The 18,249-nt window shown below is 51.3% G+C and carries 16 protein-coding genes; 9 read left to right on the forward strand and 7 right to left on the reverse strand.

The window, feature by feature from the left end; all coding sequences use genetic code 11:
• Positions 1 to 25: 25 nt before the first annotated feature.
• The 7 genes from trpS to BZJ19_RS03190 all read left to right on the forward strand — a co-directional run bounded on the left by trpS (position 26) and on the right by BZJ19_RS03190 (position 9,099).
• Entirely contained in the window at positions 26 to 1,039 is a 1,014-nt protein-coding gene (trpS, locus tag BZJ19_RS03160; RefSeq protein ID WP_101494755.1) for a tryptophan--tRNA ligase, read from the forward strand.
• Between the two features lie 199 nt (positions 1,040 to 1,238).
• Positions 1,239 to 3,578: an ExeM/NucH family extracellular endonuclease gene (locus BZJ19_RS03165; protein WP_077674586.1), complete on the forward strand. Its 2,340-nt coding sequence runs from the start codon at positions 1,239 to 1,241 to the stop codon at positions 3,576 to 3,578.
• 97 nt (positions 3,579 to 3,675) lie between these two features.
• Positions 3,676 to 4,251, forward strand: coding sequence for an anthranilate synthase component II (locus BZJ19_RS03170; protein WP_077674587.1), 576 nt, complete (start codon positions 3,676 to 3,678; stop codon positions 4,249 to 4,251).
• Positions 4,252 to 4,543: 292 nt separating this feature from the next.
• A complete protein-coding gene (locus tag BZJ19_RS03175) occupies positions 4,544 to 5,761 on the forward strand; it encodes an aspartate aminotransferase family protein (RefSeq protein ID WP_077455124.1) in 1,218 nt (405 codons plus the stop codon).
• Between the two features lie 29 nt (positions 5,762 to 5,790).
• Positions 5,791 to 6,813 (forward strand): arginine N-succinyltransferase, encoded by a 1,023-nt coding sequence (gene astA / locus BZJ19_RS03180; RefSeq protein WP_077674588.1) that lies wholly within the window; start codon positions 5,791 to 5,793, stop codon positions 6,811 to 6,813.
• A gap of 2 nt (positions 6,814 to 6,815) precedes the next feature.
• Positions 6,816 to 8,294 carry a succinylglutamate-semialdehyde dehydrogenase gene (astD, locus tag BZJ19_RS03185; protein ID WP_077674589.1) on the forward strand — a complete coding sequence of 493 codons (1,479 nt, stop codon included), beginning with the start codon at positions 6,816 to 6,818 and terminating at the stop codon, positions 8,292 to 8,294.
• 10 nt (positions 8,295 to 8,304) lie between these two features.
• Complete coding sequence (locus BZJ19_RS03190; protein WP_077455127.1) at positions 8,305 to 9,099, forward strand: DUF1338 domain-containing protein; 795 nt, start codon at positions 8,305 to 8,307, stop codon at positions 9,097 to 9,099.
• Positions 9,100 to 9,150: 51 nt separating this feature from the next.
• Here the strand turns inward: BZJ19_RS03190 and BZJ19_RS03195 are convergent, their stop codons facing one another.
• The 7 genes from BZJ19_RS03195 to BZJ19_RS03225 form a co-directional block, all read right to left on the reverse strand.
• On the reverse strand, positions 9,151 to 10,017 hold the full coding sequence (locus BZJ19_RS03195) for a type 2 periplasmic-binding domain-containing protein (protein ID WP_077674590.1): 867 nt from the start codon (positions 10,015 to 10,017) through the stop codon (positions 9,151 to 9,153).
• Between the two features lie 129 nt (positions 10,018 to 10,146).
• Positions 10,147 to 10,779, reverse strand: a complete 633-nt coding sequence (gene crp, locus BZJ19_RS03200; RefSeq protein ID WP_002535199.1) for a cAMP-activated global transcriptional regulator CRP — start codon at positions 10,777 to 10,779, stop codon at positions 10,147 to 10,149.
• 251 nt (positions 10,780 to 11,030) lie between these two features.
• Positions 11,031 to 11,900, reverse strand: a complete 870-nt coding sequence (locus BZJ19_RS03205) for a phosphoribulokinase (protein ID WP_069589567.1) — start codon at positions 11,898 to 11,900, stop codon at positions 11,031 to 11,033.
• Between the two features lie 59 nt (positions 11,901 to 11,959).
• Positions 11,960 to 12,178: a YheU family protein gene (locus tag BZJ19_RS03210; RefSeq protein WP_069589565.1), complete on the reverse strand. Its 219-nt coding sequence runs from the start codon at positions 12,176 to 12,178 to the stop codon at positions 11,960 to 11,962.
• Positions 12,179 to 12,325: 147 nt separating this feature from the next.
• A complete protein-coding gene (locus BZJ19_RS03215) occupies positions 12,326 to 13,288 on the reverse strand; it encodes a hydrolase (RefSeq protein WP_077674591.1) in 963 nt (320 codons plus the stop codon).
• Positions 13,275 to 13,820: a TIGR02444 family protein gene (locus BZJ19_RS03220; protein WP_077674592.1), complete on the reverse strand. Its 546-nt coding sequence runs from the start codon at positions 13,818 to 13,820 to the stop codon at positions 13,275 to 13,277. Before BZJ19_RS03220 ends, BZJ19_RS03215 begins: the two co-directional genes overlap by 14 nt.
• Positions 13,763 to 15,691 (reverse strand): ABC transporter ATP-binding protein, encoded by a 1,929-nt coding sequence (locus tag BZJ19_RS03225; protein WP_077674593.1) that lies wholly within the window; start codon positions 15,689 to 15,691, stop codon positions 13,763 to 13,765. Before BZJ19_RS03225 ends, BZJ19_RS03220 begins: the two co-directional genes overlap by 58 nt.
• A 176-nt stretch (positions 15,692 to 15,867) precedes the next feature.
• Between BZJ19_RS03225 and kefG the strand changes: the two genes are divergently transcribed.
• Together kefG and kefB are read left to right on the forward strand one after the other, a co-directional pair.
• The gene (kefG, locus tag BZJ19_RS03230; protein WP_077674594.1) at positions 15,868 to 16,452 is read left to right on the forward strand and encodes a glutathione-regulated potassium-efflux system ancillary protein KefG; all 585 of its coding nucleotides are present in this window, start codon (positions 15,868 to 15,870) and stop codon (positions 16,450 to 16,452) included.
• Complete coding sequence (gene kefB / locus BZJ19_RS03235; protein WP_077674595.1) at positions 16,442 to 18,241, forward strand: glutathione-regulated potassium-efflux system protein KefB; 1,800 nt, start codon at positions 16,442 to 16,444, stop codon at positions 18,239 to 18,241. Before kefG ends, kefB begins: the two co-directional genes overlap by 11 nt.
• Positions 18,242 to 18,249: the final 8 nt, after the last annotated feature.

Raw genomic sequence — 18,249 nt, forward strand, 5'->3', positions numbered from 1 at the left:
CAACGCGTAAAGGAACCTAATCATCATGAGTCAATCTTCAAAACCCATTGTACTGAGTGGTGTGCAGCCCTCGGGTGAACTAAGTATCGGTAACTATCTAGGCGCGCTGCGTCAGTGGGAACAGATGCAAGATGATTATGACTGCCAATACTGTGTGGTGGATTTGCATGCGATTACCGTTCATCAAGATGCGGATGCGTTACGCGAAGCAACCTTGGATGCGTTGGCGTTGTGCTTGGCGGTGGGCGTGAGCCCTGAGAAAAGTAACTTGTTTGTACAATCGCACGTGCCAGAGCATGCGCAATTGGGCTGGGTATTGAACTGTTACACCCAAATGGGTGAGCTGAACCGTATGACCCAGTTTAAAGACAAATCGCAGCGTCATGCTGAGAATATCAACGCCGGTCTATTTGGGTATCCAGTGCTGATGGCGGCAGATATTTTGCTGTATCAAACCAATCAAGTGCCTGTAGGTAATGATCAGAAGCAGCACCTAGAGCTTGCCCGTGATATTGCCACGCGCTTTAACAATCGTTACGGTGATGTCTTTACCATGCCTGAGCCTTACATTCCTGATGTGAATGCACGGGTGATGAGCCTGCAAGATCCAACCAAGAAAATGTCGAAGTCGGATGATAATCGTAATAACGTGATTGGTTTGCTCGAAGATCCCAAAGCCATTGCCAAGAAAATCAAACGTGCGGTTACCGACTCGGAAGAGCCACCGCGTGTCCATTTTGATATCGAGCAAAAGCCAGGTGTCTCTAACTTGCTTGGTTTGCTGTCCGGGGCGACCGGTGAGTCGATTGCCGCACTAGAAAAAGCCTACGAAGGCAAAATGTATGGCCATCTGAAAAAGGATACTGCTGAAGCGGTGGTGGCGATGCTCGAACCTCTCCAAGCGCGTTATCATGAGTACCGCGCTGATCGCGCGCTGCTCGACAGTGTGATGCAAAAAGGTGCTGAGCACGCATCGGCACGCGCACAGCAAACCTTGCGTAAAGTGTATGACGCAGTGGGTTTTGTTCCACGCGTGTAGCACACGAATATGACGGAATAAAAAAGCAGCGGCATAGACCGCTGCTTTTTTGATCAGACCGGAACCCAACTCTCACTTCTTATAAGTCCATCAATAGTAACTGTTTCTGATGCGAGCCAAATCACGCCATTCTGTGTATCCATCGTTAATAATGCGCGCGAAATTCGAGTAATCACTCAAACTACGTGAAGGAACAGGTATGAAAAAGCCACTGATGTGGTCGCCGCTAGCATTGATGATGGCGGGACTCGCCATGCCCGCGGCCGCCAAAGCCCCCCTCGAGCAAACCTACCAGTGCGGCATGACGCCCACCACGCCCATTTATGCGATCCAAGGTGACGGTGATCGCAGCCCATTGGTCCCAGCGGGCAAATACAGCTCCGATAAAACCTATGCGGTACAAGGTGTCGTCACTGCGGTGACCCAAGGCCTTTATAAAGGGGTTTGGATTCAAGATCCTCAAGGGGATGGCAATCGCGCCACGTCCGATGGCTTGTTTGTGTACTTGCGGGACGCTGATACCCTTAATTTGCAGCCCGGTGACACCTTATGTGCCAGTGGTAAGGTCAAAGAGTATTATGGTCATACGCAATTGGGTGTGACCGATAATCAAGTCGCTAAGGGCCCGTATTATGGTCCGTTGGCTCCGACTGCCATTCGTGTGGATCACGGTGAGTCGTTAAAGGATGCACTTGAGCGTTACGAAGGCATGTATGTGACCATGGACGCGGACAGTGAACTGGTGATCACCCGTAATTTTGGCTTTGACTACGACGCGTTTCGCAACAATATGGTGTTAACGCACCGCACCCCTTTATTTAAACCCACGCAACTTTATCCAGCGTTAACCGACGAAGCGAAAGCGCTTGCGGCGAACAATGCGGCGAATCAGCTTTATATCGAAAGTGATCAAAAAGCCAAAGACGGACAAATTCCCTATTTTCCGGGACTCGACGCTGAGCAAGGCTATTTGCGTATTGGCGATCGTATTGAGCATTTGTCTGGCGTGATGGGCTTTAGCTACGATCAGTACCGTTTAGTGGCGACTAACACCATTACCGCCGGTGATATTGTGCACCGTCACGATCGTCAAGATGCGCCCGCGACGGTACCGAATACCGACATTAAAGTGGCCAGCTTTAACGTACTCAACTATTTCACCAGTGCCAGCGCCATTGGTGGTCCCTTAAATGTCACCTGTAAAGATCGCGACCATGCGGACGCCAAGCGTGGTTGCAACCGAGGTGCTAAAACCGCCGCTGAGTTTGAGCTCCAACGTACCAAGATTGTCAATGCCCTCCGCGCGATGGATGCTGATATCGTTGGCTTGATGGAGCTTGAAAACAATGGGTTTGAAGCTGGAAGCGCCATTGCCGATTTGGTGACCCACCTCAACGCAGAGTTTGCGGATCCTGCAGACCATTATCAGTTTGTTGAACCTAGCGATGCGGTGAAAAATCAAGGCGCGTTTTTTGGCTCTGATGCGATCATGGTCGGCATGATTTACCGCCCTGCAAAAGTCTCGTTAGCCGGTGACGCACAAGCGGTTGCTATGCCCGAGCAGCATATAAGTGGTGAAAACCCTGAGGGCGAAACGCGTGAGCTTAACAAGTATCAACGCGACAGCTTGCTGCAAGCGTTTAGCATTAATGGCGAGCCGTTACACATTGTGGTTAACCACTTTAAGTCGAAAGGATCAGGCTGTTATGAAGATTGGATCGCGGGTGAATTCGAGACGGATACAGCAGATTTACAAGGACATTGTAATGCTTTCCGTGTCTCCGCGGCAGTGACATTACGCGATCGTCTGCAGCAGCTGGATGGAGACGTATTGATCCTTGGCGATCTCAATGCGTACGCGAAAGAAGATCCGGTCCGTGTATTAACCGACTACCAACGTCAGCCTAACCAGCGCGATATCATGACAGCCGCAGGAACGGAAATTCGCGGTGTACCTATGCATCCGACCGCACAAGCGGTAGAGAAAGGCCTGGGCTATATCAACCTCGCCACGGCGCGATTGGGGGATAAAGCCTATTCCTACTCGTACTCGGGTGAATTGGGGAGTCTCGACCATGCCATCGCCAGCGCTAGCTTGGCGGAAAAAGTCGTCGGTGTGGAAGACTGGCACATTAACTCGGTTGAAAGTACCTTGTTCGAATACAGTCGTCAGTACACTGGGGATTTGGTGAAATCGACCAACCCGTTCTCTTCGTCAGATCACGACCCTGTAATTGTGTCTTTGGCGTATCCGGATCCGGTTGTGCCTGTATCGGTTACCATTAATAACCGCAGTATTTTGCCGATTATTCCGATGCTGAATGGACAAAAAAGTCCTGATCACGCTTGGATGAAATGGCGCTCACAACGCACCTTTGATACGCAAAGCCCATTGGTAAAAGGGCTGAAGCTTGATAAAGATGATCGTATCGAGGTCACTGTGAAAGCGCTGGGTTTGATTCCCGTCCATTGTGGCAGTGCGCCGGCGAGTCAGCCTATGTCGGTCCGTTACACCGGCTTCCGTTGCCAACTACGTTAATTTAATCACTGCGGGCAGTGGCAACACCGCCCGCGGATGACGCTTGTCAGGCACTGTGTTAGCATCATTCCGGTTTTCAATCGGATGGCGCAGCACAGTGCTTCTTATCATCGATAATTACGACTCCTTTACCTACAACCTCTATCAGTACTTTTGCCAACTAGGCGTGGACGTGTGTGTTAAACGCAATGACGAGTTGGCTATCGCAGACATTGAGGCGATGGAGCCCTCCCATTTAGTGATCTCTCCTGGTCCTTGTACGCCGAATGAGGCGGGGATTTCTCTCGAGGTCATTCGCTATTTTGCCGGACAGATACCGATTTTAGGCGTATGTCTTGGCCATCAGTCCATTGCACAGGTCTTTGGTGCGTCGGTGATCCGCGCCAATACGGTGATGCACGGTAAGACGTCTTTGGTCGAACATGATCATCAAGGGGTATTTAACCGCTTACCCAGTCCGTTTACCGTCACACGGTATCACTCGTTGGTGGTTGACCCGCAAACCCTGCCTGATTGTTTGACCGTGACAGCGACCACCACTGAGCCCGATGGTCGCCAAATCATTATGGGATTGAAGCACCGAACCCTGCCAATTGAGGGGGTACAATTCCATCCGGAGAGCATTTTGACTGAACACGGCCATGACTTACTGGCGAATTTCTTACAGCAATAGTTACAAAAAATAGCGATCTTTATCACTATTTTCACATTTCGTTTTTTCTGACGTGATTATCAGTGGCTGCAACCTTATGCAGCCATCACCGTCATCCCGCACCACTCATGCCTTACAGTCATCTCAGCCTTGCTGATTAGGCGCTTCTCTCGCCTCACACTTTGTGCATAACTATATCTCTAATCTGCATGGTATTTGTTATTCTGCTGAAAAGAAAAAATAATCTGCTATTGCCGCGGTTAAAATAATGTAAATACTATGCGTCATGGAAAAAACACAGAAGGATTGAGTGATGACGATGGACAAAAAAGTAGAACGTAAACTCTTTGATGAAGTGATGGTACCTTGCTACAACCCGATGCCCATGATCCCAGATCACGGCAAAGGCTCCCGCATTTGGGACCAAGAAGGGCAAGAGTACGTCGACTTTGCGGGTGGGATTGCGGTGAGCTGTTTGGGCCATTGTCATCCCGTCATGGTGGATGCGTTGACTGAGCAAGCTCAAAAGCTTTGGCACTTAAGCAACGTCATGACGAATGCACCTGCATTGCGTCTCGCAAAGCGCCTCACTGAGTTGTCATTTGCGGATCGTGTTTTCTACGCAAACTCTGGCGCCGAAGCGAACGAAGCAGCACTAAAGTTGGCACGCCGCTGGGCAAAAGAAGAACACGGAGAGCACAAAAGCGAAATCATTGCGTTTAGCAAAGGTTTCCATGGTCGCACCTTCTTCACGGTCACCGTGGGCGGTCAACCTGCTTATTCTGACGGTTTTGGTCCTAAGCCGGGAGATATTACCCACCTGCCATACAATGATTTAGCCGCGCTGGCTGATCATATCTCTGATCGCACTTGTGCTGTGATGATGGAGCCACTGCAAGGTGAAGGCGGCATTATTCCACCGGAGCCGGGTTTCTTGGAAGGTGTACGTGAACTGTGTGACAAACACAATGCCTTGCTGATCTTCGATGAAGTGCAAACCGGTAACGGCCGTACGGGCACCTTCTATGCGTATCAACAATCGGGCGTCGCTCCCGATATCTTAGCCACCGCTAAATCACTGGGTGGGGGGATCCCGATCGGTGCCATGTTGACCACCGAAGCCCTGGCGGCACACATGAAACCGGGGACGCATGGCTCAACCTATGGCGGTAACCCCTTAGCATGTGCGGTCGCAGAAGCGGTGGTGGACGAAGTGACCAAACCTGAGGTCCTTGACGGTGTTATTGAGCGCGAACAGTGGTTCCGCGATGGCCTAGAAGCGATCAACGATAAATACGGCATCTTCAGTGAAGTGCGCGGTAAAGGTTTGTTGCTTGGCGCGGCACTAAACAAAGCATGGGAAGGGCGTGCGCGTGACATCTTAGTGGCGGCAGGTGAGGAAGGCTTGCTGGTGCTGGTCGCGGGCCCGAATGTGGTGCGTTTCACCCCATCATTGGTGATTACCAAAGCGGATATTGAAGAAGGTATGGCGCGCCTTGATCGTGCTATTGCGAAGGTCGTTGCTGCATAAGGCGGCCTTTACACTCGGAGGGATTTGAGATGTTAGTTATTCGGCCTATCCGTGCGTCAGATTTTGATGCACTGATGTTGTGTGCGGAAGAGTCCGGTCATGGATTTACCTCATTGCCGGTTGATGCCGATTTGCTACAAGGACGTATCAACAATTCGCTAGAAAGCTTTGCCAAGCAAGTCACTAGCCCTGGCATGGAAGGCTACCTGATGGTAGCCGAAGATACCGAAACGGGCGAGGTTGCAGGTACCACAGGGATCGAGGCGGCAATCGGTCTCGATAACCCCTTTTATAGTTATCACTTAACCAAAGTGGTGCATTCATCGCGCAAGCTCAATGTCCATAACATTGTTGAAGTGCTGACGTTTGGCAACAACTACACCGGAGCAACGGAAATTTGCACCCTGTTTTTGCGTCCTGAGTTTCGGGGTGGCCTCAACGGTAAACTGCTTTCCAAATGTCGCTTCTTGATGCTCGCCGAGTTTCCTGAGCGCTTTGCGGATGTGGTGTTTGCCGAAATGCGTGGCGTGTCTGATGATGATGGCAATTCGCCTTTCTGGCAGTGGCTTAAGGACAACTTCTTTTCGATTGACTTTACTTTGGCCGATTACCTAACCGGTATCGGTGCGAAAGGGTTTATTGCCGACTTAATGCCTAAGTTGCCGATTTACGTCAGTCTGTTGAGTGAAGAAGCGCGTGCCGTGATTGGACAAGTGCACCCGAAAACACGGCCGGCACTGCGTCTGTTGGAGAAAGAAGGCTTTTCGTGTCGAGGATATGTCGACATCTTTGATGCCGGTCCAACAGTCGAGTGTTTGCGCCACAATATTGAATCGGTCCGCCATTCATTTAATGCGACTGCTAGCGTGCGTGAGCACAGCAGTGCTCAGCACTACTTAATTTCGAATACCGATTTTGCGGGCTTCCGCGCGACTGCGGCGAAAGCGGCACTTGATCCGGAAACCAATCACGTTGTGATTGCGCCAGAGGTTGCCGAAGCGCTGCAAGTTAAAGACGGCGATCGACTCCGTTTGATCGCGATGGAGGAGTAAGGATGACACATCAAACCGCAGGCCATTTGATCAATGGTGAATGGACGCCGGGTGAAGGCGACGTCATGACTTCGCTAAACCCTTTTGATAGCCGTTGTATTTGGCAAGGCAATGAAGCCACGAAACCGCAGGTTGAACAAGCGGTAAGCGCGGCACGACAAGCCTTTCTTACTTGGCGGAATACCGATTTTGCCGAGCGCCAAGCCTTGGTAGAACGCTTCGCTGAAATTGTGAAAGCCAATACCGACGATCTGGCGCGTACCATCGCTGAAGAAACCGGTAAGCCGTTTTGGGAAACCAAAACCGAAGTGGGCGCCATGGTGGGTAAAATTGCCATTTCGCTGCGCGCTTACCATGAACGTACAGGATCGCGGGAAAAAGACGTCAATGGCACGCAAGCTGTACTGCGTCATCGTCCCCTTGGTGTGATGGCAGTGTTTGGGCCGTATAATTTCCCCGGTCACTTGCCTAATGGCCATATTGTCCCGGCACTATTGGCCGGAAACAGTGTGGTTTTCAAGCCGTCTGAACTGACGCCTAAAGTGGCTGAACAAACCCTTGGCTACTGGTTAGAAGCCGGTCTACCTGCTGGGCTGATTAACTTGGTGCAAGGGGGCCGTGATACCGGCGAAGCGCTAGCACAAGCTCGAGGTATTGATGGCCTTCTATTTACCGGGAGTGCCAACACCGGACACATCCTCCATCGCCAGTTTGCCGGCCAACCGGACAAAATGCTGGCATTGGAAATGGGGGGCAATAACCCACTGGTTATCAGTGATAAACACAGTGGTGTGGATGCCACGGTTTACACCATTATTCAATCGGCTTACCTCAGTGCCGGTCAGCGTTGTACGTGTGCACGTCGTCTGCTTCTTCCTGAAGGGGAGGCGGGTGACAAGATCTTGGCGCGCTTGGCTGCGTGGACTAAAACGATCCGTGTGGGCGGCCAATTCGATGATCCGGCGCCCTTTATGGGCGCACAGATCTCTGTGGCGGCGGCCGAAGGGATCTTAGCCACTCAGCAAAAACTGATCGATCTCGGTGGCAAGCCAGTCGTAGCTTGTGAACATCGTCATGATGCCGTGATCTCGCCGGGGATCATTGATGTTAGCGGGATCGCCGAGTTACCCGATGAAGAATACTTCGGTCCTTTGTTGCAGGTGCAGCGTTATACCGATATGGCCGACGCATTGACGAAAGCGAACGATACCCGTTATGGCTTATCGGCAGGCCTTATCAGTGACGACGATGGTGAATGGCAATACTTCCTTGACCATATTCGCGCCGGTATTGTGAACCGCAATCGTCAGTTGACCGGTGCCAGTGGGGATGCACCATTTGGTGGTCCGGGAGCGTCGGGTAACCTACGTCCTAGTGCTTATTATGCCGCCGATTATTGTGCCTACCCTATGGCATCGATGGAAGGCGAGCAGGTCACCTTGCCCGAGAGCTTTGCGCCGGGGATCACGCCTCTTGATTAAGGAGAACAACATGGATAGTTGCCAAGCGTTATTTGACAGATTGTGGCAAGACTACACCCAGCGTCTTTGCCCTTCTGCGCAGAAAGTGCACGGGTTGCTCGAAGAAGGCCAACCCCTGATCAATGATCACATTGCACTGCGCACCTTTGCACTGCCTAATGTAGGGCTGGACAAGCTTGCCCGTCCTTTTATTGCCTTGGGTTATGAGCCGAAAGGTGAGTACACCTTTGAAGCGAAGAAGCTCAACGCACGTCACTACGAGCATCCCGATCCCTTGATGCCGAAAGTGTTTATTAGTGAATTGATGGTGGGCCAATGCTCGACAAGATTGCAATCTATCGTGCGCGACTTAGTGGCGAATGTGGATGATGATGCGCTGAAAGGGAGCGATTTTCTTCATCAAGGACGTTTGTGGGAGTTGGATTGGCAAACCTACAAGACGTTAGCGGATGAAAGTGAATATGCAGCTTGGGTGGCAGCGCATGGCTATGGGGCGAACCACTTTACCGTCAGTGTGAATCAGCTGAATAACCATGATAACTGTCAAGCGGTCAACGATACCTTGCGCCAAAATGGGTTTACCATTAATGAATCTGGCGGGGAGGTCAAAGGGGATGCATCAGTCTTTTTGGAGCAATCCTCGACGATGGCTGATCGCGTGCCGGTGCAATTTAGCGATGCACGCCATGATATTCCGGGTGGTTTCTACGAGTTTGCAAAACGGTATCCGCTTCCGGACGGTGAACTTTATCAAGGTTTTGTCGCCGCCTCGGCTGATAAAATCTTTGAAAGTACGCATCAATAGTGGTGAGAGAAGAAAAGGAGAGCGATGCTCTCCTTTTTTGGTTGGCGGTGTTTAGCGACTTTCAATATCGAGCCAGAATTTATCGTCAATTGCCTGAGTCTCATTACTCAGATGTGGGTTGTCGACCCGAATAAATGTGCGCTCACCAATATTGGCTTTCTCAAAGGTCTCTTTTACCAGAGGGGCATTCTCAAAAAATTCGATGAAGGATCCGTCTTGATAGGCGGCCGCAAAGGCATCGTTGAGCATGCTCGCTACCTCTGGGTTTTGGGGCGATACAAACAAGAACATTGGGAAGCGGTAGATTAGCATTAAGTGCGGATCAACCAACAGATTTGTATATTGAGGTCGCTCTGCCAGCTCGCTAAAAGGTTCGATAAGCGCACGCGGGAAGAGGTCGGCCCGTCCGGTATCGACGGCTTTAAAGATATTCTCAAAGCTTGAAATTTCTCGAACCCGAAATCCCGCTGACTGCAAGACCTTCACATCGGCCCAGCCTTGCCCTTGGATCATGGTCAGATTATTGAGCCCTGCTTGGTCACTGATTTGTGCAAGCTTGGGTTCGGTGGCTTGATTAGTAATGAACAAGCGATGGCCTAATAGACCCCGAAAAACTGGATAACGGATGGGAAGTAACTCTGACTCAAGGGTACGGTCGGCCCCGAGCCAATCTACCGTCAGTCGTCCTTGTTTCAGCATTTCCACTTTACGAGATTGAGAGCCAATTTGGCCTTGAAAGGGCTGTAACGTGACAGACTCACCCGATTTTTCCGCTAAAAACTCAATCAAGTCGATAGCGTATAAATCGAGGGCAGAGCCAGCCCGTGGTTCTGGGTGGACAATGGTGATATTCGCCGCAGCAGTTGAAGAGACTGCCGCGAGTAGCAATGCAGCAAGGGTGTGACGTAAGCTTCTCATAAACGACATCCTGTTAATCAGTTGTTAGATGGGTCGTTTTTGAAGTGTAGAACTTAGGTAATGAGTTTCCAGTCAATAAAAATAAAAAAACCGACGCAAAAGCGCCGGTTTTGTCGCAACACGCGAGGATTAGCGTGTGCCGTAAACCACAATGGTTTTACCGTGAGCTGAGATAAGGTTCTGCTCTTCCAGCATTTTAAGGATACGCCCAACCGTCTCACGCGAACAGCCAACAATCTGACCAATCTCTTGACGCGTGATCTTGATTTGCATGCCATCAGGGTGAGTCATGGCGTCAGGTTGCTTCGCCAAGTTCAGTAGGGTTTGCGCAATGCGGCCGGTCACGTCCAGGAAGGCAAGGTCTCCCACTTTCTGGCTGGTCACTTGCAGGCGACGCGCCATCTGAGAGGATAGGCGCATCAAAATGTCTGGGTTAACTTGGATCAGCTGGCGGAATTTCTTGAATGAAATTTCTGCCACTTCGCAAGGTGATTTCGCACGTACCCATGCGGTGCGCTCTTGGTCCTCTTCGAACAGACCAAGTTCGCCGATGAAGTCACCTTGGTTAAGGTAAGACAGGATCATCTCCTTGCCTTCTTCATCTTTGATTAGTACGGCCACAGAACCTTTCACGATGTAGTACAAGGTCTCCGCCTTTTCCCCTGCATGGATCAGAGTACTTTTGGACGGGTACTTGTGAATATGACAATGTGAAAGGAACCACTCGAGTGTAGGGTCTGTTTGAGGTTTTCCTGGAACCATATAACTTATTTCCTCTGCATGTGTTGCCCGGCAACGACGTCCTGTCTTTGTCTGAATGGAAACCCATCAGTCCAATGCACAGAATACGAGGTCTTGGCGCAGGCTACAAGCTCACTGTATGTTAACAAGAGTGTATCTTTTTTCTATCTGGATTTCTTGATTTTGATCTAAGCCAACCGCCTAAAAATTCGGCAAAAATGTGGCTAAGATCACGACCTGAGAAGTAATACACGTTAAGTGCGCTACGGCGCTTAACCTATCTTGCCTTTCTCAATCAACTGTTGGATCAAGGGGCGAATAATCAGCTCCATCGCAAATCCCATTTTACCGCCGGGCACGACCAGCGTGTTGTGCCGAGACATAAAGGCGCCACTGATCATTTGCAGTAAATAAGGAAAATCGACGTTCTTCATGCCACGAAAGCGGATCACGACAAAACTTTCGTCGAGTGACGGGATCCCTTTTGCATTCAGTGGGTTAGATGTATCTACGGTTGGGACGCGTTGGAAGTTAATATGCGTGCGAGAAAACTGCGGCGTAATATAGTGCAAGTAATCGTCCATGGAACGCACAATGGAGTCCGTAACGGCCTCGCGGGAATGGCCTCGGTCGCGCGTATCGCGGACAAACTTTTGAATCCACTCCAAGTTAACGATAGGCACCATGCCGATCAGTAAATCAACATGCTGGGCGACATTGACGTCACCATCCACCACCCCGCCATGCAAGCCTTCATAAAATAATACGTCGGTATTTTCAGGCAGATCTTGCCAGGGGGTGAAGGTGCCCGGCATTTGGTTATAAGGCACGGCTTCATCAAAGGTGTGTAGATAACGACGGTATTTACCTGTGCCTTGTTCGCCATATTCTTTAAAAAATTGCTCAAGGCGTGGGAAGTCGTTGGCCGTGGGGCCAAAGTAGCTAATATGACGACCTTGTTCACGGGCTTTACGGATCTCAACATCCATTTCTGGCCGCGTGAAGCGGTGAAAGCTATCGCCCTCTAACCAAGAGGCTTTGATGTTCATCATATTGAACATCTTACGAAACGCTTCGGAGGTCGTGGTTGTGCCTGCGCCGGATGAACCGGTCACAGCGATGATTGGGTGTTTAGCCGACATGACGAGCCCTGTCATTGATCAGTCTGAATTTACACCGCAGCCCACAAGGGGAGGCGGTGTTACGGTCTGAGATCGCGCTGACGACGAATATCCACTGTCTCATGCAGCTCAGAGTATACAATCACGGCGTCGCCGGATTTTAATTGTTCACGCACTTGTTCAACTTTCTCAGCAAAGCTGACTTCCTGCTCACCGTAATCTGTCCCTTCCCGCAACACAAAGTGTTCAATTAAATTGGTCAAGGTCTCGGCTGGCACAGATTGCCATGGAACCATCATACTACATCACCTTTTGCTGACATCGGGATGGCACGGACGCCATCTCCATGCTTAGGTTGTGAATTAGCTCCCATTTTACCGAATTATGCGTGTAGGTGCAGTGTATCTATGTCGATTTAATCACAATTTATCGTGAGGATTGGGGCATCAGGTGTCGAGTTGCTCAGCTATCCACGCGGGCACTGCCTCTTCCAACCATAAACGCGGTGCACGCCAACGGCCAGTGACAAACCCAACATGCCCGCCATGGTCAGTGAGTTGATAGCGTATATTGGCCGGTAATGGCGTGGTTGGGATCACCGCGTCGGTCATAAAAGGATCGTCTTTGGCATGAATGATGGTCAAAGGGGCGCGGATCGCAGGCAACACGGATAAGCCACTGCATTGCTGGTAGTAATGATGTGCGTCCTCAAATCCATGCAGTGGTGCGGTGACGGTTTGATCAAACTCGAATAAGGTCGAAATACGGGGCTGCTCGCCAGCTTGCCAGCGACCTACTTGGGCGTGTCGCGTAAGCTTATCTGACAGGGTTTGCCGCATTGAGCGAAGCAGGTACGCTTGGTAGACACGTGAGAACCCTTGTTGAATGCGTAACGAGCAGGCGGCAAGGTCTAAGGGGGGTGACACTGCGCAGCCACTGGAGACAATCGGATCGTCCGCATACTCTGCCAAATAGCGCACCAGCATGTTGCCGCCTAGCGATACGCCCACGGCATGAATAGGATGGTGAGGATAACGCATGCGTAATGTGGTCAAAAAATAGCGCGCATCCTGTGTCTCGCCTGAGTGATAAGTGCGCGGGACACGATTTAAGCGGCCACTGCAACTACGAAAGTGCATCACCACACCGCACCAGCCTTGGCGCTGAAAAGCAGCCAGTAATCCATTCGCGTACGGGCTATGAAAACTGCCAGCGAGGCCATGAAAAAGGACCACTATCGGTTGACCGGGTTGAGGCGTCTGCGTCCAAGCGAGATCGACGAAATCACCATCCGGTAAATCCAGCTGCTGCCATAAAGGAGAGATCACGGGTTGCCGCCGCATCAGCCGTGGCATGATGGTTTGTAGATGAGGATTACGGGCGCTGGGAATCGGTTCAAAGGGCGTCATCAGCGTCTCCTTGCTCATCGTCTTTGACCACACCAGCGCGAAGGGCGGGATAGAGCGATTTGGCTGAGGGCGAGAGCTGACGGCAATAATACGCCAACGGCGAGGGCGACTCGGTCAGCCATGTTTGTTGATTCAAAGCGTGGATGAGGTCTTGTTGTTGAAACTTCTCGAGGCTGAGCTCGAAATTCAGCATTTTTTTATATTGTCCCGCGCCAACGCGCGGTTTGATATCGCGACGTAGGTTGCGGTAGGCAATCAGCAAATGCTCAGAGCGGCTGAGCGATTGTTTAAGTTGGCTGAGGCTCTCTGGGGCAAGGCCATAGCCATGGCTTTCCAACCAAGCCAGCAACAAGGCAAGGTTGACGTTGCCCTGATGCTGATCTTGCAATTTAAGACACGCCTGTTTGACGTCTTGCTTGCCATAGTGTTGCAAACAAAACTGCCACAGGTCGGCTGCATTCGCTTGGCCGGGAATTAGGCTTGATTGAATGCCGCCTCCATGGCTTCCAGTTCTTCCTGTCGCTCCATCCATTCTTGCTCTACCTCTTCCATCGCTGATTTGGCATCAGCCTGGCGTTGTAATTGTTCCGCGAGTTGGGCTTTTTGGTCTGCGCCATAAATTGTTGGGTCGGCCAGTTTGGTCTCTGCATCGGCAATAATGGCAGAGAGCTGTTCGATTTTTGTGTCTAGCCTGTCAATTTTTTTACGAAGTGGCGCGGTTTTTTGGCGAAGTTCGGCCTCGCGACGCTTTTGTGCCTTACGATCGACCTGACGTTGCTGGGGGGCGGCTTTGTCATCGGCGTTTTGTTTTTTACTTTCCGCGCGGTCGGCACGCTGTTGCTCGCCAAGCCAGCGATGGTAGTCGTGTAAGTCACCGTCAAAGGGTTGCACCGCGCCGTTGTCGACAAGATAAAGATCGTCGGTGGTCGCGCGCAGCAGAAAGCGATCATGGCTTACGATCACCATCGCCCCTTCAAACGATTGTAGGGCAAGCGTCAAGGCTTGGCGCATATCTAAATCAAGGTGGTTAGTCGGTTCGTCAAGCAGCAGCAGGTTAGGCTTTTGCCACACCAATAACGCTAATACCAAGCGTGCCTTCTCGCCTCCCGAAAAGGGACCAATGGTCTCAAGCGCTTTATCACCCTGAAAGCCAAAGCGCCCTAAGAAGTCACGTAGCGTTTGCTCGGCTGTGGTGGGCGCAAGGCGATTCATATGCTGCAGTGGGGTCTCGTCAATACGCAAGGTATCAAGTTGATGCTGCGCAAAATAGCCAATTTTTACTCCTTGGGAGTAACTGAGCTCACCGGCCATGGCTGGTAAGGTGCCAGCAAGGAGTTTGATCAGCGTAGACTTCCCCGCACCATTGCGGCCTAACAAACCAATACGCGCGCCAGGGACTAGATTGAGGCGGATGTTTTCCACAATCGGCGTCTTGTCGTACCCCGCTGCGACCTTGTCCATCATCAAGATAGGATTTGGGAGCGCATCTGGGTTGAAGAAGGTAAAGCTAAACGGATTATCGTATTGCGCTGGCAACACCTTTTCCATCCGCTCCAGTGCCTTAATCCGGCTTTGCGCTTGGCGCGCCTTCGAGGCTTTATAACGAAAGCGGTCGATGTAAGATTGCATGTGGGCAATTTGCTTTTTTTGCTTTTCAAACTGCGCTTGTTGTTGCGCCAGCTTCTGCGCCCGCATCTGCTCGAAGTCGGAATAATTGCCCGTGTATTCATTCAGCTGTTGATGCTCAATATGAATAATGCGGTTGACCACAGGGTCAAGAAAGTCACGGTCGTGGGAAATCAGCACCAAGGTACCAGGGTATTGCTGTAGCCATTTTTCCAGCCACATCACGGCATCTAAATCGAGGTGGTTGGTTGGTTCATCAAGTAGCAAGAGGTCGGAACGACACAGCAGTGCTTGGGCAAGGTTTAAGCGCATCCGCCAGCCGCCCGAAAATTGCGTGAGGGACCATTGCATTTGCGCCTGACTAAAGCCCAAACCATCGAGCAAGCTGGCGGCGCGCGCCTCAATACTGTAGCCACCAATGGCATCCAGTTTATCGTGTAAGGTCGCCACGGCATGACCGTCATCACGTTGTTCGGCATCCGCTAAGGCCATCTGCAGTTCACGGTATTCAGCATCGCCATCAATGACATACTCGAGCGCACTTTTTTCCAGTGCGGGTGTTTCTTGTGCCACCCATGCTACTTGCCATTGGCTAGGATAATGATAGCTGCCCGCATCTAACGTCAGCTGGTGGCGAAGCAGCGCAAACAAGCTAGATTTGCCACAGCCGTTTTTTCCGACCAATCCGACTTTGTCGCCGGGATGGATGGTGGCTGAGGTGTGATCGAGCAGTGGCTTGCCACCGCGCAGTAATTGGATGTCAGAAAAGCTAATCATGATTATTCAGTGCGCTAGTGTGGTTTGGGTGCGTCGTCGTTATACCAGCTTGGTGCGGGGATTGCCAAATTTCCCCGTTAGTAGGCCTAACTGGCGCGATCTGTGTTGTGTGTTTTGTGTGTTAAGGTTAAAAACAAGCATGAAAACTGACTCTTGCCGTGATAACAAGGATGCCTATGCCCAATGACAAGGATGCACACCAAGACCCCGCGTCGGTGTTGGTGATCTTTGCCCATCCCGACCCTGATCAGTCGGTGGCGAACCGACGTCTGCTTGCCGCTATCTCTTCTTTTCCGCACGTGACCGTTCACGATATTTACGCAACCTATCCCGACTTTGTGGTTGATGTGCACGATGAGCGCCGACGGGTACAACAAGCTGATGTGATTGTTTTTCAGCACCCGCTACAAATGTATTCCTGTCCGGCGTTGTTGAAAGAATGGATTGATGTGGTGCTAGGCAAAGGTTTTGCACATGGCGAGGGAGGGGATGCGCTAGCAGGAAAAACCTGCCGTTTTGTCGTCACTACTGGAGGGGCGGCTGAGGCGTTCACCAAAAGCGGATACAACAAGTACTCGATGCAAGAGCTTCTCCAGCCGTTTGAGCTGACCGCAGCTCTTTGCCGTATGGAGTGGCTTCCGCCGTTGGTCTTGCATTGGGCACGCCGTGTTAGTGATGCTGATCGGGATGCGTTTGCGGAATTGTATGCCGATTGGATTCGTGATCCGCTCGCCCATGCGGGAGGTGAGCATGGAGCATAACTTGCTGTCTGCGGCCTTTATTTTTCTGCTCGCGGCGGTCATTGCCGTCCCACTCGCGCAGCGGTTAGGAATGGGCTCGGTATTAGGCTATCTGATGGCTGGCATCGTGATTGGCCCTTGGGGACTCGGGCTTATCAGCGATGTGGAGTCTATTCTCCATTTTTCTGAATTCGGGGTGGTATTGCTGCTATTTCTGATTGGCTTGGAACTGAACCCTAAAAAACTGCTGCAAATGCGCCGCCCGATACTGGGGCTGGGTGGTAGCCAAGTGGTGGTGACCACCTTGGTAATAGGTGCTGTTGGGGTGATGTTTGGCCTGACGGAACGGCAGGGCTTTATTGTGGGCATGGCCATGGCGCTTTCCTCCACTGCCATTGCGATGAAAATTATGGAGGATCAGCGCCTTATGCGCAGTGAATCCGGTCAAGCAGGGTTTGCGATTCTGTTATTCCAAGATATCGCGGTGATCCCCATGTTGGCTGTGATGCCTGCACTGGCAGGAGGCAGTCTCGGCAGCTGGTTAGATGTGCTATGGATGTTTGTGGGGATTGGCGCGCTGTTGGTCGGCGGGCATTTCTTGCTTCGGCCTCTATTCCGTTTGGTGGTCATGAGCGGGGTCAGCGAGCTGTTTAACGTGGCGGCACTGGCCTTGGTGATTGGTATTGCGCTTGCGATGCAGCAGTTGGGTCTCTCGATGGCGTTAGGTGCGTTCCTTGCGGGTGTGCTGCTTGCGGAGAGTGAGTATCGCCACGAGCTCGAAACCGCCATCGATCCCTTTAAAGGATTGTTGCTGGGGCTGTTTTTTATTGCGGTTGGGATGGCGGTGGATCTCGGTCTATTGCTGGAATATCCGCTGACCTTGCTCGGTGCGGTACTTGCACTGGTGTGTGGTAAGGCGTTACTTATCTATCTGCTCGCGCGTCTATTTGGTGTGGCACCTAAAGCGCGCAGTCAAATGGCGGTGTTGCTTAGCCAAGGCGGTGAGTTTGCTTTCGTGATCTTTACGGCGGCACGCGCAGAAGGGTTACTCAGCCAAGAATTGAATGCCTTCTTGCTGGTGGTGGTGAGTCTGTCGATGATGACCACGCCTTTGATGCTTACCTTGCAGCAACGCTGGTTTGAACGCACCTTTAATGAACCCGAGGAGTTACCGACACAGACGCAATTTGATCAACATGATGCGCGCGTCATCATCGCGGGCTTCGGTCGGTTTGGTCAAGTGGTTGGTCGATTGATGTTTGCCAACAAAATTGGTGTCACCATCTTGGAACGTGATCCCACCCAAATCAAACTGTTACGCAAATTCGGGTATGATGTGTATTACGGTGATGCGACGCAGCTTGATTTGCTTCGGGCGGCAGGGGCGCAAAGCGCAGAGGCGATTGTGATTTGCACCGACTCGCCGGATGAAGTGATGGAGATTGTTGATCTTTGTCAGCGGCATTTCCCTAACTTAAAGATATTAGCGCGAGCACGAAGTCGGGTGGAGGCTTATCAGCTCATGGGCTTAGGCGTCGAAACCTTGTCGCGGGAGACATTTCTTGGCGCGCTTGATTTAGGCCGACAGACGTTAGAGTCCTTAGGCATGCATCCTTACAAGGCAAAACGTGCCGAGGTGTTGTTCCGAAAATTGGATATGCGGGTATTGCAAGACCTCTTACCCCAGCATAATGAAGATGTGGCCGCCGCTTCACGCGTGAAAGAGGCGCGTAAAGAATTGGAAGAGATCTTTGATCGGGAAATGCGTGGTGATATTGAGCGCCACCAGAGTTGGAACCGAGATGAATAGGATGGAAT

This window comes from Salinivibrio proteolyticus, assembly GCF_001996165.1.
Taxonomy (GTDB): Bacteria; Pseudomonadota; Gammaproteobacteria; order Enterobacterales; family Vibrionaceae; genus Salinivibrio; species Salinivibrio proteolyticus.